Annotated in this window: 12 protein-coding genes; 10 read left to right on the forward strand and 2 right to left on the reverse strand. The window is 65.3% G+C overall.

Features of this window, described 5'->3' with window-relative positions:
• Nucleotides 1-236: 236 nt before the first annotated feature.
• Nucleotides 237-2114, reverse strand: a complete 1878-nt coding sequence (locus tag AC1DCF_RS13600) for a glycoside hydrolase family 15 protein (RefSeq protein WP_477211467.1) — start codon at nt 2112-2114, stop codon at nt 237-239.
• A 216-nt stretch (nt 2115-2330) separates the two neighbouring features.
• Here AC1DCF_RS13600 and AC1DCF_RS13605 point away from each other — a divergent pair, with 216 nt between their 5' ends.
• Together AC1DCF_RS13605 and AC1DCF_RS13610 are read left to right on the forward strand one after the other, a co-directional pair.
• Nucleotides 2331-2843, forward strand: coding sequence for a DUF1269 domain-containing protein (locus AC1DCF_RS13605; protein WP_477211468.1), 513 nt, complete (start codon nt 2331-2333; stop codon nt 2841-2843).
• Nucleotides 2844-2958: 115 nt separating this feature from the next.
• On the forward strand, nt 2959-4416 hold the full coding sequence (locus AC1DCF_RS13610) for an MFS transporter (RefSeq protein WP_477211469.1): 1458 nt from the start codon (nt 2959-2961) through the stop codon (nt 4414-4416).
• Between the two features lie 13 nt (nt 4417-4429).
• Here AC1DCF_RS13610 and AC1DCF_RS13615 read toward each other — a convergent pair whose 3' ends face one another.
• Nucleotides 4430-5872, reverse strand: coding sequence for a helix-turn-helix domain-containing protein (locus AC1DCF_RS13615; RefSeq protein ID WP_477211470.1), 1443 nt, complete (start codon nt 5870-5872; stop codon nt 4430-4432).
• Nucleotides 5873-6001: 129 nt separating this feature from the next.
• Here AC1DCF_RS13615 and AC1DCF_RS13620 point away from each other — a divergent pair, with 129 nt between their 5' ends.
• The 8 genes from AC1DCF_RS13620 (at nt 6002) to AC1DCF_RS13655 (ending at nt 20823) form a co-directional block, all read left to right on the forward strand.
• Nucleotides 6002-7852: a phosphoenolpyruvate carboxykinase (GTP) gene (locus AC1DCF_RS13620; protein ID WP_477211471.1), complete on the forward strand. Its 1851-nt coding sequence runs from the start codon at nt 6002-6004 to the stop codon at nt 7850-7852.
• 79 nt (nt 7853-7931) lie between these two features.
• Nucleotides 7932-10817 carry an MMPL family transporter gene (locus AC1DCF_RS13625; protein ID WP_477211472.1) on the forward strand — a complete coding sequence of 962 codons (2886 nt, stop codon included), beginning with the start codon at nt 7932-7934 and terminating at the stop codon, nt 10815-10817.
• Nucleotides 10818-10876: 59 nt separating this feature from the next.
• On the forward strand, nt 10877-12991 hold the full coding sequence (locus AC1DCF_RS13630) for a YhgE/Pip domain-containing protein (RefSeq protein WP_477211473.1): 2115 nt from the start codon (nt 10877-10879) through the stop codon (nt 12989-12991).
• Nucleotides 12992-13079: 88 nt separating this feature from the next.
• Nucleotides 13080-14333, forward strand: a complete 1254-nt coding sequence (locus tag AC1DCF_RS13635) for an ROK family transcriptional regulator (protein WP_477211474.1) — start codon at nt 13080-13082, stop codon at nt 14331-14333.
• 154 nt (nt 14334-14487) lie between these two features.
• Complete coding sequence (locus tag AC1DCF_RS13640) at nt 14488-15861, forward strand: extracellular solute-binding protein (protein WP_477211475.1); 1374 nt, start codon at nt 14488-14490, stop codon at nt 15859-15861.
• Nucleotides 15862-15962: 101 nt separating this feature from the next.
• Nucleotides 15963-16817: a carbohydrate ABC transporter permease gene (locus AC1DCF_RS13645; RefSeq protein ID WP_441791842.1), complete on the forward strand. Its 855-nt coding sequence runs from the start codon at nt 15963-15965 to the stop codon at nt 16815-16817.
• A 3-nt stretch (nt 16818-16820) separates the two neighbouring features.
• The gene (locus AC1DCF_RS13650; RefSeq protein ID WP_477211476.1) at nt 16821-17732 is read left to right on the forward strand and encodes a carbohydrate ABC transporter permease; all 912 of its coding nucleotides are present in this window, start codon (nt 16821-16823) and stop codon (nt 17730-17732) included.
• A gap of 13 nt (nt 17733-17745) precedes the next feature.
• On the forward strand, nt 17746-20823 hold the full coding sequence (locus tag AC1DCF_RS13655) for an alpha-mannosidase (RefSeq protein WP_477211477.1): 3078 nt from the start codon (nt 17746-17748) through the stop codon (nt 20821-20823).
• The last annotated feature ends 18 nt before the right edge of the window (nt 20824-20841 follow it).

Genomic DNA, 20841 nt, shown 5'->3' on the forward strand with positions numbered 1-20841 from the left:
CGTCAGGCCGGCTCGAGCATCCAGAAACCCCTGACATCTGTATGTGCTCGAGCCATGCCCGACGCTACGAATCATGCGCACTAAAAAGTGTACGTGACGTTTCACATATGCGCGAATGGGGAAAAAGCGGGGGATGTGTGCGGAGCGCGGGCGCCCAATCGCCATGAGCAATCGTCACATCACTCAATGATAGGGGCCGTCGGACCGTCCGGCCAGCCGTTCGCTGGTGCCACGGGTCAGGTTTGAGTCGGTTGGGGGACTGGCCCCGGGGAATTGGCCCGCACCCGTTCCGCCTCGATCAGCCGGCCCGCTGCATCGATGAGGGCCAAGTGGGTGAACGCCTGCGGAAAGTTGCCCAGATGCTGCCCGGTGGTGACGTCGATCTCCTCGGCGTAGAGCAGCATCGGCCCGGCGAATGACAAGAGTTTCTGGAACAGGGCACTCGCCGCGTCGAATTCTCCCACCATCTCGAGGGCGGAAACGAGCCAGAACGAACAGATCGTGAAGGTTCCCTCGTCGCCGCTGAGGCCGTCGTCGCTGGTCGCGACCCGGTAGCGCAGGACGAGCCCGTCTTGCGTGAGTTCGTCGGCGATGGCGAGCACGGTCGTGCGAACGCGTTCGTCATCGGGAGGCAGAAATCCCATCAACGGCAAGAGCAGGAGTGAGGCATCGAGATCGGTCGTGTCGTAGTGCTGAACGAAACTCCCGCGATCGTCCACACCTCGCTCCAGCACCTCGGCCTTGATTTTGTCGGCGGCATCACGCCACTGCCGTGCGTGCTCGATGTCTCCACGGCCCTCGGCGATCAAGGCCCCCCGGTCGGCGGCAACCCAGCACATCACCTTCGAGGCGACGAAGTGCTTTGGTTCTCCCCGCATTTCCCAGATGCCCTGATCGGGCTCTGAACTTCGCTCGATCGCGGTGTCGACCAGCCCGACGAGCCCCTCCCACACCGCCGGCGCGATTTGGCCGCCCCCGCGGATATGCTCTTCGACGGAGTCGAGCAACATTCCCCAGACATCGTGTTGATGTTGGTCGAACGCCCCGTTTCCGGTGCGCACCGGGCGCGAATCCAGGTATCCGGAGAGGTGGTCCAGGGTGTGCTCGGTCAGATCATGCTCGCCCCCGATTCCATACATGATCTGGAGCGCCCAGGGTGCATCGGACTGTCCGGACCTCACCGCGTCGAGAATGAATGCAAAGTAGTCGAATGCCTCCCAGTCAAAGCCGAGCCCGTGCAGAGCGCGCAACATGAACCCGGTGTCCCTGATCCAGGTGTATCGGTAGTCCCAGTTGCGCTCGCCGCCCGGGGTTTCAGGCAACGACGTGGTGGACGCCGCCATAATCGCGCCCGTGGGCGCATAGCTCAGTCCTTTGAGAGCGAGGGCGCTCCGCTCGAGATAGGGGCGGTAGCGGTGGTCGGGCAGGCGGGCCATGCTCATCCAGTCTCGCCAGTACCGCTCGGTCCAATGAAGCTGGCCCATGGCATCTTCGAGATCAGCAGGGACGCTGTCGCCCCAGCTGAGCGCCACAAACGCTGAGTCACCGGCCTCGAGGGTCGTGCGTCCCATGCACCGGGATCCCAGGACGCCGAGCCCGACACTTCCGCTGATCGTCAGGGTCACATCATTGTTGGTGACGGTCGCCCGGTTGTACCCTTCACCGTCGAACTTCCACACGCCGGGCTCGCGTCCGTAGTCGAAGAGGGGGAGGCAGCTCACCCCGAGCTCGACCCGGCCGTCCAGGCAGGTCGCGATGCGGAGCAGAGTGTGTTGTGCGATCGCATCGCCGGGGGAGCGTCGGTAGCCCTCGCGCCGCTTCTCCTCCACCGGCCCGAGAACAAGCAGATCCTCGACCTTCATCCACCCCGTCGGCGTATGCCAGGTGGTCTCCATAATGTTCGTCCCCGGCAGATATCGGCGTTGCTGCGGAACCAAAGTGTTCGTCGGTCCGAACCGAAAACTGCCGGCCGACCGGTCGAGCAGAGCGCCGAAGACGCTCGGGGCGTCGGGGCGGGGAAGGCAGAGCCATTCGACCGATCCGTCGGGGGCGATGAGGGTGCTCACCTCGCAGTCGGAGAGAAACGCATAGTCGGCGATGGGTGGAAATCTCATGAGCGTGTGAACCTCCCGGTGGGCGCCGTCGCGGCAATTCGGCGGTCTGAGCCAGCGTTGCTCGATCGGGTGCGGGTGTCAACGGGGCTCAGAAGCACAACCCGGGGGCGATTGCACGACGACGAGCAGTTGACAGGGGTGGTGACTGTGAATACTGTCCCCAGCGGATTCAGCGGGGCTATGTCCTCGCATTCACCTACTGTCGAGGAGCTCACCATGGCTAAAGAGAAAGAACCAGTATTTCTATTTGTCGGCGTCTATGAAGATCCCGCAACCGCAGAGGACGACTTGGAACTCGTGCGCGAATTGCACGAGACGAAGGTCATCGGTACCTACGATGCGGGGATTGCCACCAAGGATGCTGAAGGCGACGTCAAGGTGAAGAGAATGGGGAGTACGCACGCCGGGTGGACGGGCATCGGAGCCGGCGCGGTCGTTGGGCTGCTCTTCCCTCCCAGCATCATCGCCATGGCGGCACTCGGCGGCGCCACCGGTGGGATCATCGGTCATTTCTCCCGGGCGCTGTCGCGTTCCGACGTGAAGGAACTGGGCGAGATGCTCGACATGGGCCAGGCAGCACTCATCGTCATCGGCAAGGACAAGATTTCGGCTGAGCTGGAGAAGGCCGGTTTGAAGGCAACGAAGCGCACCGAGAAGCAACTGGATGTCGATGCCGGAGACCTTGAGCTGCAGCTCGCGGCCGCTGCGGGTGAAGCCGGCGCGGCGTGACGGTGACGGACTAACGCGACGGGATCTGACGCCCCGACGGTGACGCACCGTCGGGGCGCGGTTTCGCCCAGGCACGGTCATTGACAGATACGCGCGCAGACTTAAGCTCACGAGTATGACGACCTCGGCCAGCAAATCGGGCGCTCTGACGGCTCCCGGTTCATCCATGGTGTGGCCGCTCGCGCTGGCCCAGTTCATCGCGAGTTTCGCGGCGACGAACATGAACGTCGCGATCAGTGCGATTGCCGAGGATCTGAACACCACGGTATTCGGGCTGCAAACGGCCATCACGCTTTTCACGCTGACGATGGCGTCGTTGATGATCCCCGGGAGCAAGCTCAGCGACATCCTGGGGCGCAAAGCCTGTTTCATGGGCGGGTTGATCGTCTACGGGATCGGCGCCCTGCTCGCGGCGCTCGCCCCGGGACTCGGGCTGATGATCCTGGGCTATTCGGTGCTCGAGGGTGTCGGCTCGGCACTGATGATCCCGCCGATCTACATCCTGGTCACCGTCTGGTTTTCCGATCTCAAGACCCGGGCGAAGTACTTCGGTTTGGTCAGCGGCGCAGGCGGGCTCGGAGCGGCGGCCGGCCCACTGATCGGCGGTGTGGTCACGACCGCGATCAGTTGGCGGGCCTCGTTCCTGCTCCAGGTGATAGTCGTGGGCGTGATCATCGTCCTTGCGCGCAAGATCATCGACCCGCCGCGAGAGGGAGCACGGCCCTCATTCGACGTGCTCGGAGCAGTCCTGTCCGCCGTCGGGCTCTTCTTCGTGGTGCTCGGAATCCTGCAGTCCCGCACCTACGGATGGCTCGGCGCACGTGAAGACTTCACCATCGGCAACACGGTGGTCATCCCGAAAGGCGGGATCTCACCGGTCTGGCTGTTCGTCGGGATCGGCGCGCTCTTCCTGCTCTGGTTCTTCCTCCACATCAGGTCGGTTGAACGGGCGGGCCGGGACCCGCTCCTGCACCTGCGGATGTTCGGCAACCGCGTCGCCAACCTCGGTCTCGGCACCCAAACCGTGCAGTGGCTGGTCATGCAGGGGTCGTTCTTCGTTATCTCGGTCTACCTGCAGGAAGTCCGCGGATTCAACGCCATCGAGACCGGCCTCATGCTCACCCCGACCACGGTCGGCATCCTCGGTGCCTCCCTGGCAGCCGAACGATTCGCCAAGCGTCATCCGCAGCGGTGGCTGGTCGTCGCGGGTTTTCTCTTGACAACGCTCGGAATGGGATTGCTCCTGGCACTGGTGCGGGAGGACTCTGGGATTTTCTCCTTCGTGCCAGGACTCCTGATCATGGGCATCGGGCTCGGCACCATGCTGACCTCCTCGGTGAATATCGTTCAGTCGAGCTTCCCCGATTCTGATCAGGGCGAGATCTCAGGCCTGTCGCGCAGCGTCTCCAACCTGGGTTCCTCGCTCGGCACCGCCCTCGCCGGTTCGGTACTGGTTGCTGTCGCGCTTCCCGGAGGTCAATCGTTCGCCCTCGCGCTCGGCACCCTCGCCGCGTTCTCGGTGGTCGGCCTGATACTCGCGTTCCTGCTCCCGGGACGCACAGCGAAGGTCTAGCGAACGTGACGCTCTACTCCGCCGCGTGCGCCTCGAGAAACTCGTAGACCTCGGTGTCGTCGACCCCGGGGAAGGTGCCGGAGGGCAGCGGGGAGAGCACATGGGCGTGCAAGCGGGCGCTCGGCCAGGCCTTGCCCACCCAGCGTGAGGCGACCTCGCCCTTCGGACGACGGCAGCACGACTCATCTGGGCAGCGCGACACGGCCCGCTGCGTGGTCTCGCGCCCACGGAACCATTTCGCCTCGTTGAACGGAACTCCGACACTGATCGAGAACTCGCCGGCCGAGGTGGATCCGGTCTGCGTCGCGCACCAGAAGGTGCCGGCCGGGGTGTCGGTGTACTGGTAGAACTCGGTGGTGCGGTTGGTGTGTGTGAAGGCGTTGCGCGCGCTCCACTGCTTGCAGACGTACTGGCCCTCGATCGACCCGGTCACATCGGTCGGCAGGGGCAGACCGTCATTCTCGTAGCCCTTCTGCAGGGCGCCGTCGCCGTTGACGCGCAAAAAGTGAAGCGTCATGTCGAGGTGGGAAGTCGCCAGGTTCGTGAGCCGCAAGGCTGCAGCTTCGTGAGTCACCCCGAAGGCGTCGCGGAGGTCTTCGACCGCGAGTTCCCGGTTGTGTTTCGCCTCCTGCAGAAACTTCAGGGTCGCTTCGCGGGGCATCAGGCACGCCGCGGCGAAGTAGTTGATCTCCAGGCGCTGCCAGAGAAACTCGGCATAGCTGCCCGGGCGTTCATGGCCGAGCAGCCGGTGGGCCATCGCCTGCAACGCCATGGCGCGCAGGCCGTGGCCGCCCGGAATGGATGCCGGGGGCAGGTAGATGCGGCCGTTGGCCAGGTCGGTCACTGACCGGGTCGAATTCGGCAGGTCGTTCACGTAGATCAGGCTGAATCCGAGCTGTTCGGCCATCACGCTCACCTCGCGGTGAGTCAACGCGCCCGAAATGTGCCCGGCTGCCTTGACCCGTTCCTCGACCAACGTCTCGATGTCGGGCATGTAATTGGCGCGCTCCCGCATCCGTGCCCGGAGTTCGGTGTTCGCCCGTCGGGCCTCCTCCGGAGTGGCGATGGCCTCGTTGGCGCGGCGGGCCAGTTCGTGATGCAAGCCGACGAGTGACTCGATCGCCTCGGTCGGCGTGCCCTTGGTGACCTTGACCTTCGGCAGTCCTAGTGCGCCGTAAAGCGCATTCTTCTGAGCCCGCACCAGCTCGATCTCCAGCGCGGCTCGCCGGTTGGGGGCCTCTTTGCTCAACAGATCGGTGAGTTCGACGTCAAGCGCGGCGGCGACCTCTTGCAGGGTCGAGAGCTTGGGTTCTCGCCGCCCGTTCTCGATCAGCGAGAGCTGGCTTCCGGCCAACCCCACCCGCTCACCGAGCTGGTCGAGCGTCAGCCCGCGCTCGCCACGAAAATGCCGGATGCGGTGTCCCAGGGTGATGAGGTCGGATGCTACGAGCGCCATTTCTTAAGGATAGCGAAAGAATCGAGTTTCTTAACGCCCTTTTTCTGACCTGAACCGCTTTTTAGGGCGCATGGTGGAGGAACGGAACAAAGTTTCACGAAACCGGTGAAGACGACGAAAGGCCAGGAGATGACCATCGCAGCTCTCTCAGTTCAGACCAATGGGAACGACGAACCCAAGAAGTCGGGAACGACCGACCCCGCATTGCAGGCTTGGGTCGACGAGATTGCCCGCCTGACCCGCCCCGACGAGATCGTCTGGTGCGACGGGTCGATGCGCGAGGCCGATCTCCTCTCGAAGCAACTCGTCACCGAGGGAAAGCTGATCCGGCTGAACCCGGAATGGCGCCCCAACAGCTACCTGGCCCGTTCTGACCCGTCGGATGTCGCGCGCGTCGAAGACCGCACCTTCATCTGCTCGGTGAACCCGGAAGATGCGGGCCCGACCAACAACTGGTCTGAGCCCACCGCGATGCGCACCGAACTGACCGGGCTGTTCGCCGGCAGCATGCGCGGGCGCACGATGTACGTCGTCCCGTTCTCGATGGGTCCGCTCGGCGGCCCCATCTCGCAGCTCGGCGTCGAGATCACCGACTCGCCGTACGTGGTGTTGAACCTCGGCATCATGACCCGCATGGGTGACCAGGTGCTGCAGATGATCGAAAACGGCACCTCGTGGGTGCGCACGCTGCACTCCGTCGGCTTCCCGCTGGTGTCCGACACGGGCGTGCGCCGCGACGATGTGGCCTGGCCGTGCAGTGACACCAAGTACATCGTGCAGTTCCCCGACACCCGTGAGGTCTGGTCGTTCGGTTCCGGCTACGGCGGAAACGCACTGCTGTCGAAGAAGTCGTTCGCGCTGCGCATCGCCTCGGTGATGGCTCGTGACGAAGGCTGGTTGGCCGAGCACATGCTGCTGGTCAAGGTCACCTCGCCCGAGGGCGGCGTCAAGCACCTCGCCGCCGCGTTCCCATCGGCCTGCGGCAAGACGAACCTGGCGATGCTGCGCCCGACCATCCCCGGCTGGAAAGTCGAGACGATCGGTGACGACATCGCCTGGCTGCGTGAGGGCGAAGACGGTCGGCTGTGGGCGATCAACCCGGAAGCCGGATTCTTCGGCGTCGCGCCGGGAACCGGCGAGCTGACCAACCCGACGGCCGTGCAGACTCTCTGGGGCAACACGATCTTCACCAACGTCGCGCTGCGCGACGACGGCGACGTCTGGTGGGAGGGCCTCACCGAGACCGCACCGGATCACCTCATCGACTGGCAGGGCAACGAGTGGACCCCGCAATCGAGCACCCCGGCTGCCCACCCGAACTCGCGATTCACCGTTTCTGCCGCGCAGTGCCCGTCGATCGCCGAGGACTGGGAAGCCGCCGGTGGCGTGCCGATCGACGCCATCCTGTTCGGTGGTCGTCGTGCGACCAACATTCCGCTCGTCGCCGAGGCGCGCAGCTGGAAGCACGGTGTCTTCATGGGCGCCACGATCTCGTCGGAGAAGACGGCTGCCGCCGAGGGAACCGTGGGCGAGTTGCGCCGCGACCCGTTCGCGATGCTCCCGTTCTGTGGCTACAACATGGCCGACTACTGGGCACACTGGCTGAAGGTCGGCAAGTCGCTCGGCACGAAGGCTCCGGCGATCTTCCAGGTGAACTGGTTCCGCAAGGGTGACGACGGAAGCTTCCTCTGGCCTGGGTTCGGCGAGAACTCCCGGGTGATCGAATGGATCGTGCGCCGCCTCGAGGGTGACGCCGCCGCCGTGAGCACCCCGATCGGGCTGCTGCCGGCCGAAGATGACCTCAACCTCGACGGTCTTGACCTGTCGACGGATGCCGTGCGTCAGCTTTTCGAAATCGACAACGCGTCGTGGCAGGTTGAGTGCGATCTGACCGAGGAGTACTTCGCTCAGTTCGGCGATCGCGTTCCTCCCGCATTGCATGCGGAGCTGGCGAGCCTGCGCTACCAGCTCAAGGAGTAACCGGGGCACACCCTCGCGAGCCCACCCTCTGTGGCGGGGCGCCACCGCTCAAGCGGCAGTCATCCTCCCGGGAGGCCTCGTGTCCTCACTGCTGTATTCACTCGGTCGGTGGGCTTTTGCCGCCCGGCGTTGGGTGCTCGGCTTCTGGATTCTGGTTCTCCTGCTCGTCGGCGGAAGCGCCGCACTGTTCAACCAGGGTCTGAACAATGCGATCACGGTGCCCGGCACCGAGTCGCAGGAGGCCCTCGACACGCTCGCGAACACGTTTCCGCAGGTGAGCGGGGCCACCGCGCAGATGATCGTCGTGGCGCCAAGCGGCAGCGTCGTCACCGACGAGACCGTGAAGGCGCCGATCGAGGATGCCGTCATCGAGTTGAAAGCGATCGGCCAAGTCTCGAACGCCACATCGCCCTATGACCCGAACCTCTCCGACGCAATCAGCACCGATTCCTCGGCCGCCCTGGTCAGCATCCAGCTCAACGACATCGTGTCAAACATCACCCCCGATACCGTGAGCGCGCTGGAGAGCACGGCGGCGGGATTGCAGACAGCGCTCCCGCCCGGTTCGACGGTGTCGCTCGGCGGTCAGTTGTTCAGCCAGAGTTTGGCCGGAGTGAGCCTGATCGAGTTGATCGGCATCGCCGTGGCGTTGGTCGTGCTGATCGTGACATTCGGCTCATTCGTGGCCGCCGGCATCCCGTTGATGACCGCGTTTCTCGGGGTGGGGATCTCGATCTCGCTGATCTATGTGGCGACGGCCTTCGGGCCGATCACCTCCACCACAACGGTCCTGGCACTGATGCTGGGGCTGGCGGTCGGCATCGACTATGCCCTCTTCATCATCTCCAGGCATCAGGAGCAACTGAAATCCGGGCTGGAGCTCAGGGAGTCGGCGGCGCGCGCCGTGGCCACGGCCGGTTCGGCGGTGATTTTCGCCGGTCTCACCGTGATGATCGCGCTGGTCGGACTCAGCGTTGCCGGCATCCCGTTTCTGACGACCATGGGCATCGCCGCGGCCGTCGGAGTGATGATCGCGGTTCTCATCTCGCTGACCCTCATCCCGGCGTTGCTCGGTTTCGCCGGCGAGCGACTGCGGCCTAAGCCGAAGCGGGAGAAACGTGCGCATGAGAAAACGGATGCGCCCGCGGAGGCCGATGGCGCGCCGCGGCGGGAACCGACGCCGACGATCGAGACGCTGCTGGGTCTGCCCGAGCCGGAGCCGGAGCTGGACCCAGAGCCGGAGCTGGCCCCGGATCCAGTGCCAGCGCTGACGCCGGAAGCCGGGAAGAACCGGTTCTACGTCGGCTGGGTGCGGGTCGTCACCCGGTTTCCGATCGTCACCGTCGTCGGCATCGTCGCGCTGCTCTTGCTCATCGCGGCGCCGGCGATCGGCCTGCGCCTGGCCCTGCCCGACGCCGGTTCCCTCCCCGAAGACGACCCGGCCCGCGTCACCTACGATCTCATCACCGAGCATTTCGGGCCGGGATTCAACGGTCCGCTCGTCGTCACCGGCAGCATCGTGTCGAGCGACGACCCGGTCGGCCTGATGAACTCGCTGGGCGACGAGCTCGCGGCGCTACCGGGGGTGGCTGCGGTGCCCCTGTCGACTCCCAACCAACCGGCGGATACCGGGATCGTGCAGGTGATTCCGACAACCGGGCCCGACAGTGAGGAGACCAAGGCGCTCGTCACCGAGATCAGATCGATGCACGATCACTTTCTGGCCGAGTACGGCGTCTCCTTGTCGGTGACGGGCGTCACCGCCGTCGGCATCGACGTCTCGGACAAGCTCGCAGCGGCGCTGATCCCGTTCGGACTCATCGTCGTCGGCCTGTCGCTGATCCTGCTCACCATGGTGTTCCGCTCGATCGCGGTGCCGATCAAAGCCACCCTCGGCTACCTGCTCAGCGTGGCAGCGGCGTTCGGGGTGGTCTCCTTGGTCTTCGAGGACGGCTGGTTCGCCGACGCGCTGAACGTGGCGGAGATCGGGCCCGTGATCAGCTTCATGCCGATCATCCTGATGGGAGTGCTTTTCGGCCTGGCCATGGACTACGAGGTTTTTCTGGTCTCTCGCATGCGCGAGGACTACGTGCACACCGGCCTGGCCAAGCAATCGGTCAAGACCGGCTTCGTCGGCTCGGCCAAGGTGGTCACCGCCGCCGCGATCATCATGATCGGCGTGTTCGGTGCCTTCGTGCCGGAGGGCGACGCGAACATCAAACCGATCGCACTCGGCCTCGCCGTGGGTGTCTTCGTCGACGCCTTCCTGGTGCGCATGTCGCTGGTACCGGCCGTGCTCACCCTTCTCGGTGACAAGGCCTGGTGGATGCCCATATGGCTCGACAAGGTGCTCCCCGAGTTCGACATCGAGGGTGAAGGCTTGCACCGCGAACTGGAGCTGCGCGACTGGCCGCGGCCGCACTCGACCGACGTCGCGACGGCCGACGGATTGTCGCTCACTGTCGACTCTGTCTCGCTCTACTCGGATGTCTCCTTTTCTGTGCCACCGAACGGAACCCTCATCGTCGAAGGCGATCAGGAGGCCGGCGTCCACGCTCTGCTGCTCACGGTGTCGGGGCGCACGAAACCCGACACCGGTCTGCTGAAAGTCGCCGGTTTCGTTGTGCCGGTGCGCGCGGCATCGGTGCGTTCGAGGGTCGGATTCGTCGACGCCGGGAGCGCCGATGATCCCGTCGCCGAGGTGGTTGCGGCACTCCGCGAGAAGCCGCTCCTTCTCGTCATCGACGGGCTCGACCACGTGACGGATGCCTCGGCGCGACGCGCGCTCGGTGACACCGTGCTCGCGGCCGCCGCCCTGGCCAACCGGGCGAGCCGCACCCTCGCGCTCATCGTTGGCACGGCATCCGTCGTCAGCATCGCCGACGTGATCGCGACCCGCGACGGCGCGGTCGTCGCCCGCATCCTCCCGCCGCTCGCGCTCGACGTCGTGCCGGCACCCCGCTGACCGAGAGACCCGACGATCGACAGAACGAGCACGACAGACCTCACATCAAAGGTGACAGCATGAGCACTCTGCTTGAACGACTCGGATTCGCCCGCACCCACGGCCGGTTCGGCTGGCCGGCACTGGTCGGAATCATCCTGGTTCCGGTGGTGGTCGCCGGCATCTTGATCTGGGCGCTGTGGAATCCGGGGCAGCGACTGAGCCAGGTCACCGCCGCAATCGTGAACAACGACGTGCCCGTCACCATCAATGGAAAGACCGTTCCGTTGGGGCGGGAGCTGGCTGCGGGCCTGGTCGACGGAACCAGCACGACGGCGTCGAGCACCGCGGCACCGAGTGTCGCTCCGACTACCCCGGAGCCCAGCACCGCCACGCCCACTCCCAGCACTGCCACTCCGACACCCGCACCCAGCAACACCGCACTGCCGGTCGCGCCGATCGGTGGTTCGGGCAACGGTGCGACGACCAACTACACCTGGGTGATCACCTCCGCCGACGATGCGGCATCCGGGCTCGCGAGCGGCGACTACGCCGCGGTGATCACGATTCCTCCGAACTTTTCGGCGGCGGCAACCTCCTACACCGGTCCGGCGGCCGACGCGACACAGGCGACGATCGAGGTGACGATGAGCAGCGGAAGCACGGTGGTCGACAACGCGATCAGCCAGACCATCTCGACGACGGCCGCGGCGGTAGCCGGCAATCAACTCACGACCACGTACCTCGAAAATGTGTACACCAGCTTCACCACGCTCGGCACCGAACTGGGGCAGGCGGCCAGTGGCGCCGATTCGCTGGCAGCCGGAACCGCCTCGGTGGCCAGCGGTTCGGCCCAAGTCGCCAGCGGGACCACGCAGCTGGCGGCCGGCGCCAGCAGCCTGTCGTCGGGCACGTCCCAGCTGTCGGCCGGGCTCGGCCAGCTTTCGGGAGGGCTGAGCGTGCTGCAGCAGCAGACCGCCTCGTTGCCGGCGCAAACCAGCCAGCTCGCAAGCGGGGCGCAAGGGGTGGCGAACGCGCTTCGTGCGGTGAACGCCGCGCTCGCCCAAAAGATTGCCGCAGTGCAGACGCAGATCAACACTCTGACGGCGCGCGTTCAAGCCATCTGCACGCCCGGTCTTCTTCCGGATGCCTGCGCTTCAGCCCAGGCAGCGCTGGCGGCGGCGAACGCAGACCTCGCCTCGCTGAGCTCGCTGGCCGCGCTGGCCCCGCTGACCGCAGCCGCCGACCAGGTCGCGGCCGGGGCAACCCAACTGGCCACCGCCATGCCCGCTGTCACCTCGGGAATCAGCCAGTCGGCATCCGCCGCCTCGACGCTGGCCTCGGCCGGCACGAGTGTGGCCGCGGGGGCGGCGTCACTGGCGACGTCGGCCGCCGCGCTGTCCACCGGCGCCGCGTCCGTCGCCGCGGGAGCTGCGCAAACGGATGCCGGGGCGGCGTCGCTGGCTTCCGGACTCGACAGTGCGGCGCAGCAGGTGCCGAGCTATTCCGAGAGTGAGAGCAGCCACCTCGCCGGGGTTGTCGCTGCCCCGGTCGTGGTCGGCAGCAGCACCGGTCTGGGCGTTGGAACCAACAGCGTCCCGTTCTACGCCGTGTTGGCATTGTGGCTCGGCGGTTTGGCCAGCCTGATTGTGTTGCGTGCCGCACCAGCCCGCGCCTTCGGCTCGACGAAGTCGTCGATTGTGCTCGCGCTGCGATCCTTTCTTCCGGTCGCGGCGGTCGGTGCCGTGCAAGGCCTCGTGGTCACCGCCATCCTCTCAAGCGTCGTCACTCTCGACACCCGCGGCTGGTTCGCTGTGGCCGGCATCGCGGTTCTCGTGGGTGTGGCCTTCGCAGCAATCAACCAAGCGCTCGTGGCGCTGTTCGGTGGGGCCGGTCGGTTCCTTTCGATGATTGTCGCGCTGGTGCTGATCGCAACCAGCATCATCGCCACGGCTCCGGCGGCGCTGTTCACGCTCGGCAGTTTGTTGCCGACGCAACCGGCGCTGGATTGCTTTCACGCGATCCTCGCCGGCAGCGGGAATGCAAGCGGCGGAGGCATTGGCGGCGCGCTGATCGGTCTCGTGATCTGGACGCTCGGCTCCCTCCCCGTCACCACGCTGGCCATCGCCCGAAAACGGAGCGTTCCAACCCACGCGCTGGTGCCGTCGATCACTCGACTGCGGGAGCCGGCGTGACCCGGCCCCTGAGAGTGGCGGCTGTGCGGCGGCAGCGGTTCCGCCTAAAATGCAGATCATTCGCTCCGAGGGACAATGAGGATGGTCAGTGACTGAAAACTTCGATCATCCGTCGCGTCGGGGCACGAATCTGCCGCGCATGGGCGACTTCAACCGCAGCGTCATTCTCGAGGCGATCCGTCGTGCCTCGAGCGGTCTGAGCAGGGTGGAACTCGGACATTCGACGGGGCTCTCCGCCCAGACCGTGTCGAACATCTGCCGCAAGCTGCTCGATCAAGGGTTCGTCGAAGAAGCGGGCAAGGAAAGCAGCGGGCCGGGGAAACCGCGCACAATTCTGCGGCTGAAGCCGGATGGTGCGTTCGCCGTCGGTGTGCATCTCGACCCGGCTGTGATGACGTTCGTCATTCTCGACCTGACCGGCGCCGTCGTGCAGCACTCACGCAGGCACACTCCAATCGCGAGTGACCCGGCCGAGGTGATTGCCACCATCTCGGCCGAGATTGAGCAGTTGACCGTCGCGTCGGGCATTGATCGGGGCAAGATCGCCGGCATCGGCATCGCTGCCCCTGGCCCGATCGACCCGGTGCGCGGCGCAGTGATCGATCCGCCGCACCTGCTCGGCTGGCACCGCGTGCCCCTGCGGGATGCGCTCGCTGCGTCCACCGGGTTGCCGGTGATCATCGACAAGGACGTCACGGCTGCAGCCGTCGCCGAGACATGGGCGGGAGGCGTGAACGGCACGGGAAGTTTCGTGTTCTTCTATCTCGGAACCGGTGTCGGGGCGGGACTCGTTCTGGGTGGGGACATCGTGCGGGGCAGCTCGAACAACGCGGGGGAGATCGGTCACGTCATCACCGATCCCGACGGCCCGCCCTGCTCGTGCGGACTGCGCGGATGCGTGGCCGTGACCTGCGCGGCGTCGAGCCTCGTGCTCGAAGCCCAACAACTCGGGGTGCTCGCCGAGACAGGCCCGGGGAATGGAGCTCACCCGGTCGATGAGCAATTCACCACGCTGTGCAGACTGGCCGAGGACGGCGACGACGTCGCCAATGAGATTCTCGACCGGTCGGCATTCCGAGTGGCCAAGGCGGTTTCCGCGATCACGAACCTTCTTGACGTCGACCGCGTCGTTTTCGGCGGGCCGTTCTGGGGGAGGGTCAGCGAGCGCTACCTCCGTCGCATCCCGTCGCTCTTGGACGAGCTCACCGACGCGCGAAGTGTTCACCGTGTGGATGTTGTCGGCACCGGCGTCGGCGAGGATGTCGGCGCGATCGGTGCCGCGTGCCTGGTGCTCGATGACTCGCTCGCGCCTCGGGCGGCCCGGCTTCTGCTCGCCGAGTAGTGCCGCCCCGGGCCGCTCGGGTCACGGCTCGGTAACTGTTACGGTCGTCGCTTGCTCAGTTAGTCCATTCGATTTACTATTAGCTCACGTCACTCGTCGACACAGTGGTCGGCGCGCATCAGGGCGGGGAACACCTGAAGCAAAGGGGAGCATCATGCGTCGCAACGTAAAATTTGCAGTAGCTGTGTTGGCGGGGACGGCAATGTTCGCTCTTGCGGGGTGCACGCCCGCTGCAGAAAGTGGCGATGGCCCGAAGACGCTGAAGATCGTTTACCAGAAGACAGATTCTTTCACTGCACTGGATACCCTTTTCTCGAAGGTCAAACCGGAGTTCGAAGCGGCGCACGAGGGGGTGACCGTCGAGCTGCAGCCGATCCAGGCGAACGATGATGACTACTCAACCAAGCTCGCGTTGTCGCAGCAGTCCGCGGAGACCGCCCCCGACGTTTTCTACGAGGACACTTTTCGGCTGCGCTCCGACATCGCGGCCGGCTACCTCCTGAACCTCGACGACCAGGTGTCGTCGTGGGACGACTGGTCGAAGTTCGACGACGGCGCCAAAGCAGCCGGCCAGGGCGACGACGGCAGTGTGTACGCCGTCCCGCTGGGCACGGACACACGGGCCATCTGGTACAGCAAGCCGGTGTTCACCGCGGCCGGAATCGACGTTCCGTGGCAGCCGAAGACGTGGGACGACGTCTTAGACGCCGCCCGCACGATTCAGGCTTCCGACCCCAGCGTTGTTCCGTTCAATATGTATGCGGGCACAGGGACGGGCGAGGGCACGGTCATGCAGAGCTTCTACGAGTTGCTCTACGGCACGACCGCAACCGGCGCCGACTCCGCCCTCTACAACGAGAAGGAGCAGAAATGGATCGTGGGTTCGCAAGGGTTCAAAGACTCACTCGGCTTCCTTGACACCTTGTACAAGGAAAAGCTTGCCGTTGATCCGTCGGATGCACTCGACCCGAACGTGTGGAAGAAGGTCTTCGGAGAGCTCTTCCCGCAGGGCAAACTCGGCGGAACCGTCGAGGGCTCATACACTCCGTCGTTCTGGCAGGATGGCGGCTCGTGGCCGTGGCCGGCCTACGAGACGGACATGGGCGTCGCGGCCTTCCCGACCCAGAACGGGCAGGACCCGAATGGTGTGAGCCTGTCCGGCGGCTGGACCCTCGCAGTGGGAGCGAAGACCGAGAACGCCGACCTGGCCTTCGATTTCCTCGCCCGCGCCCTGAACCAGGAGAACTCCCTCTGGTACGCGATCAACAATTCGCAGATCGCCGTACGCACCGATGTGGCATCGGAGCCGAGCTATTTGGCCGCGAACCCGTTCGTGGAGGATGTCACGAAGCTCGTCGCTGTCACCCACTTCCGCCCGGCCACCTCCGATTACCCGAAGATTTCCGCGGCGATTCAGGCGGCGACTGAAGCCGTGATCACCGGCACGCAAAGCGTTGATGAGGCTGCTGCTGCGTACGACACCGCACTTGAAGGCATTGTCGGAGCCGACAAGATCAGTAAGAACTAGCGCCGGTGACTGTCGAGCCACTCGCGTGGACCCGTGAAACTGACGGAGGGGCGCCGGAACTTCAGAGTTCCGGCGCCCGCCCGGGCCACCGCAGACGGAATCTGGTGCGGCTGGCCCCGCTCCTCCCTGCTGTGCTGCTCTTGGCCGTCTTTCTGCTCGGGCCGGTGGTGTGGTCGTTCTACGGTTCGTTCACGAATGCGGCACTGACCGGGCCCAACGCGAAGGATCCCGCCTGGATCGGACTCGACAACTACGTCAAGCTGCTGCAGGATCCACTTTTTCCGCTGTCACTCTGGCTTACGGTGGTGTTCGTTCTCGCGTCGGCGGTAATCGGGCAGAACGTTCTGGGTCTCGGGATCGCCCTGGCGATGAACAAGGCAAACCGCGTGCTGAGTGGGATTGTCGGCACCGTCGTCGTTGCCGCCTGGGTGCTTCCCGAGATCGTGGCGGCATTCGTCGCCTACGCGTATTTCAGCGAGGATGGGACGCTCAACCAGGTGCTGGCATCCGTCGGCATGACCGGTCCCAATTGGTTGTTCAGTCTTCCGATGCTCGCGATCGTGCTCGCCAACACGTGGCGCGGCACGGCTTTTTCGATGATGGTCTACCGTGCCGCCTTGAACGATGTGCCGACCGAGATCACCGAGGCGGCGATGATCGACGGCGCCGGCGGTGTCAAACGGCTGGTACTGATCACGATCCCGATGATCAACAAGAGCATCGCGACGAACCTCATGCTCATCACGTTGCAGACTTTGGCGGTGTTCACCCTCATTTGGGTGATGACCGCCGGCGGACCGAGCAACCAGAGCATGACCCTTCCGCTGATGGCGTATGTGCAGGCGTTCCGGTTCAGCGACATTGGATACGGCACCGCGATCGCCACCGTGATGCTGATCATCGGGGCGGTCTTCTCCCTCATCTACGTGCGCGCACTCCGCCCGGGAAGGGACTGACGGATGTCCACCACTCTTCTTCCCACGAACGCAGACTCGACGGGACTGCCCGTCGCTCTGGCACAGCGCCCGGGGCGGACATCCGTTGCCTCGCCGCGCAAGGCGGTCTCGGCGCTGTTGGCCAACGGAGTGCTCGTTGTGATCGCGCTCTGTTTTCTGTTGCCGCTGGGCTGGCTGATTCTCGCCTCCCTCGACGAACAGGCCAGCTACCAGACGCAGATTCCCGAGGAATTCTCGCTGGCCAACTTCCGCGCGGTACTCACCCCCGAACTGACGTTTCTGCCGCTCTGGAACAGCCTGCTGCTGTCGGGAGGCACCGCGATCGTGACGGTCATCGCATCCGTGCTCGCCGCCTACCCGCTCTCCCGCTATTCGATGCGATTCAACACGAGCTTCATGTACGTCATCCTGTTCGGCACCTGCTTGCCGATCACGGCGATCATGGTGCCGGTCTACAGCCTCTTCGTTCGGCTCAGCCTGCTGGATTCGATGCCGGCGACGGTGCTCTTCATGGCGGCGACCGCGCTGCCGATGGCGATCTGGATGACCAAGAACTTCATGGACTCGGTGCCGGTGAGCCTCGAAGAGGCGGCCTGGGTCGACGGGGCGAGTGCGATGAAGGCGCTCCGACAGATTGTCGTTCCGTTGATGCGACCGGGACTCGGAGTGGTGTTCATCTTCGTGTTCATCCAGTCCTGGGGCAACTTCTTCGTTCCGTTCGTGCTGCTTCTCTCGCCGAGCAAGCAGCCGGCAGCCGTGAGCATCTACAGCTTCTTCGGCCAGTACGGGGCCGTCGCCTATGGCCAGCTCGCGGCATTCTCAGTGCTGTATTCCGTGCCGGTCATACTGCTTTATGTGTTGGTCTCGCGCGGTATGGGCGGATCCTTCACCATGTCCGGCGCAATCAAAGGGTAGGAGGCGAGACGCCATGCACGACGACAGCGCGCTGGTTCACGCGCGAATCGATCGATTCGTTCGCGAACGGCTGCAATCAGCGATGTATCGCGAGGCGGTGGGGCTGACGATCAGCGCCTGGGAGGTTCCAGATGAGCCGGTGCCGTTCAGCGAGGCGGTGCAGCAGCCGTTCGAACCGTTCGCAGTGGGAACGAGCTGGGGGGCTCCGTGGGGGACGACCTGGTTTCATCTGACGGGCACGGTTCCCGCCGACTGGAATGTGGATCAGGCTGTGCGGGTCGAACTGGTCATTGATCTCGGGTTCAACGGTGTGGCGCCCGGCTTCCAAGTTGAGGGCACCGCGTACCAGCCCGATGGAACCATCATCAAGGCCATCGAGTCGAAGAACCGTCGAGTTCCGATCGTCGGAGCGCCAGGCGAGTCGATTGACATCTATGTCGAGGCGGCGTCCAACCCCGACCTCGCCGGCAACTGGACCTTCTCCCCGACGCCGCTCGGCGACAAAGCGACAGCCGGAACCGGGCCGACCTACACGTTTCGTCAAGCCGATGTCGTTCGCCGAGACGTCGCGGTCTGGGAACTCGAGCAGGACATCTGGACGTTGAACGGCCTGCTGCACGAGCTGCCCACGACGACTCCCCGGCGAGCCGAGATTCTGCGCGCGCTGGAGCGCAGCCTGGATGCCATCGACCCCGATGATGTCCCCGGGACCGCCCCGGCGGGACGGCAGGCACTCGCCGAGGTTCTGGCCCGCCCCGCGAACGCCAGCGCCCACCGGTTGCACGCGGTCGGGCATGCGCACATCGACAGCGCCTGGCTCTGGCCGGTGCGCGAGACCGTGCGCAAGGTCGCGCGCACCTTCTCGAACGTGCTCAGTCTGATCGAGGAGAACCCCGACTTCGTCTTCGCGGCGTCGTCGGCCCAGCAATACGCGTGGCTCAAACAGTTCTATCCCGAGCTGTTTGAGAGGGTGCGTCAGGCCGTCGCGGCGGGCAACTTCGTGCCGGTCGGTGGGATGTGGGTGGAATCGGACACCAATCTGCCGGGCGGCGAGGCGCTGGTGCGCCAGTTCGTGGCGGGCAAACGATTCTTTCTCGAAGAATTCGGCGTTGAACCGCTCGATGTCTGGCTTCCCGACTCGTTCGGCTACTCAGCGGCGTTGCCGCAGATCGCCCGTGCGGCCGGCGCGCGCTGGTTTCTCACGCAGAAGATCTCCTGGAATGACACCAACGTGTTCCCGCACCACACGTTCCTCTGGGAGGGCCTCGACGGCACCCGGATCTTCACCCATTTTCCTCCGGTCGCCGACTACAACGCGCAGTTGTCCGGTGCCGAACTCGCCCGTGCCGAGCGTCTCTTCTCTGAAAAGGGGATGGCGAACACCTCGCTGATTCCCTTCGGCTGGGGGGACGGCGGAGGAGGGCCGACCGCGGAGATGATCGCCGCCGCACGGCGCACCGCGTCGCTTGAGGGATCGCCGACCGTGGAGCTGTCGAACCCGCACCGGTTCTTCGAAGCCGCCGAGGCGGAGTATCCGAAGCCGCCGGTCTGGTCGGGGGAGCTCTATCTCGAGTTCCACCGCGGCACCTACACGTCGCAGGCGCGCACGAAGCAAGGCAATCGTCGGAGCGAACATCTGTTGCGGGAGGCCGAACTGTGGGCGACCACCGCGGCGGTGCGCTCGGGGGCGCCGTACCCGTATGAGGCGTTCGAGGAGGCCTGGCACACGGTGCTGCTTCAGCAGTTCCACGACATCCTGCCCGGTTCCTCGATCGCGTGGGTGCATCGTGAAGCCGAGCGCAACTATGCCGCCGTCGCCACGATGTTGGGGGAGACGATCGAGACGGCGGTGCGCACGCTGGTGGGAGCGGGCGATCACTCGGTGCTACTGAATGCTGGGCCATATGCGGTGCAAGGGGCACCTGGGCTCGGGGGGCAGATCGGTGGCATTTCGGGGGGAATGGGGACGGGGGGCGCTCGGGGGAGCGCCTCCGTCACCCGCACGGCGGCGGGGATCGTGCTTGCCAACGCGCGAGTCGTCGCAACGATCGACGCCAACGGGTTGCTCGTCTCGCTGCGCGACCTCGGCGCCGACCGCGAGCTGATCCCGGTCGGCGGTCACGGCAATCTGCTGCAGGTCTACCGGGACATCCCGAACCAGTGGGATGCCTGGGACCTCGACGCGAGCTACACGCACGTTGTGACCGACCTGACGCGCGCCGACAGCATCGAGATCATCGATGAAACGGCAGCACCCGGCTCGGTCGGCGTGCGGATCACGCGTTCCTTCGGAGCATCCACGGTCACCGAGAAGATCACTCTCGACGCCGATTCGCCCACACTCGACTTCGCTCTCTCGGTCGACTGGCACGAACGCCAGAAGCTGCTCAAGCTCGCGTTCCCACTCGACCTGCAGGCCGAGCGGGCGGCCTCCGAAATTCAGTTCGGGCATGTGTTCCGGCCGACGCACACGAACACGTCATGGGACGCCGCCCGCTACGAAACCGTCGCGCATCGCTGGGTGCACGTCGGCGAGCCGGGCTACGGCGTGGCAATCGCGAACGATTCAACCTACGGGCACTCGATCGGTCGGGCAACGGATGAGGCCGGCTCGGTCGGCACCGTCGTGCGCCTGTCGCTGCTGCGGGCACCGCTCTATCCCGACCCCGACGCCGACCAGGGGCGCCACGAATTTCGGGTCGCGCTGCGGGTGGGCGCCGCAATCCCCGACGCGATCGCGGAGGGCTACCGGCTGAACCTGCCGCTCCGCACCGTCAGTGGGGTGGCCGGCACCGCGGTCGAGCCGCTGCTTTCCGTCGACAACCCGGCGGTCGTGGTCGAGGCGGTCAAACTGGCCGAAGACCGCAGCGGCGACCTGATCGTGCGGATCTACGAGGCTCACGGTTCGCGGGCGCGGGCCACGGTCATCCGTCATTTCGAGGCGACGGATGTCACGGAGACCGACCTGTTGGAGCGCCCGGTCGCCGAGGCGCGGGCGTCGCTCGCCGTCGACCCGGCTGATCCGGCGGCGTTCACCCTGGAGCTGCGCCCGTTCCAGTTGCTCACCTTGCGCTTCACCCGCGCGGTGTGATGACCGTGCGGTGTCAAT

It is taken from the genome of Leifsonia sp. 10L418 (genome assembly GCF_056395445.1).

Bases quoted from the DNA above. Each gene is read 5' to 3' on its own strand.
- AC1DCF_RS13630 (WP_477211473.1), top strand. From the start codon at position 10,877: ATGAGCACTCTGCTTGAACGACTCGGATTCGCCCGCACCCACGGCCGG.
- AC1DCF_RS13610 (WP_477211469.1), top strand. From the start codon at position 2,959: ATGACGACCTCGGCCAGCAAATCGGGCGCTCTGACGGCTCCCGGTTCA.
- AC1DCF_RS13640 (WP_477211475.1), top strand. From the start codon at position 14,488: ATGCGTCGCAACGTAAAATTTGCAGTAGCTGTGTTGGCGGGGACGGCA.
- AC1DCF_RS13655 (WP_477211477.1), top strand. From the start codon at position 17,746: ATGCACGACGACAGCGCGCTGGTTCACGCGCGAATCGATCGATTCGTT.
- AC1DCF_RS13615 (WP_477211470.1), bottom strand. From the start codon at position 5,872: ATGGCGCTCGTAGCATCCGACCTCATCACCCTGGGACACCGCATCCGG.
- AC1DCF_RS13650 (WP_477211476.1), top strand. From the start codon at position 16,821: ATGTCCACCACTCTTCTTCCCACGAACGCAGACTCGACGGGACTGCCC.
- AC1DCF_RS13605 (WP_477211468.1), top strand. From the start codon at position 2,331: ATGGCTAAAGAGAAAGAACCAGTATTTCTATTTGTCGGCGTCTATGAA.
- AC1DCF_RS13620 (WP_477211471.1), top strand. From the start codon at position 6,002: ATGACCATCGCAGCTCTCTCAGTTCAGACCAATGGGAACGACGAACCC.
- AC1DCF_RS13600 (WP_477211467.1), bottom strand. From the start codon at position 2,114: ATGAGATTTCCACCCATCGCCGACTATGCGTTTCTCTCCGACTGCGAG.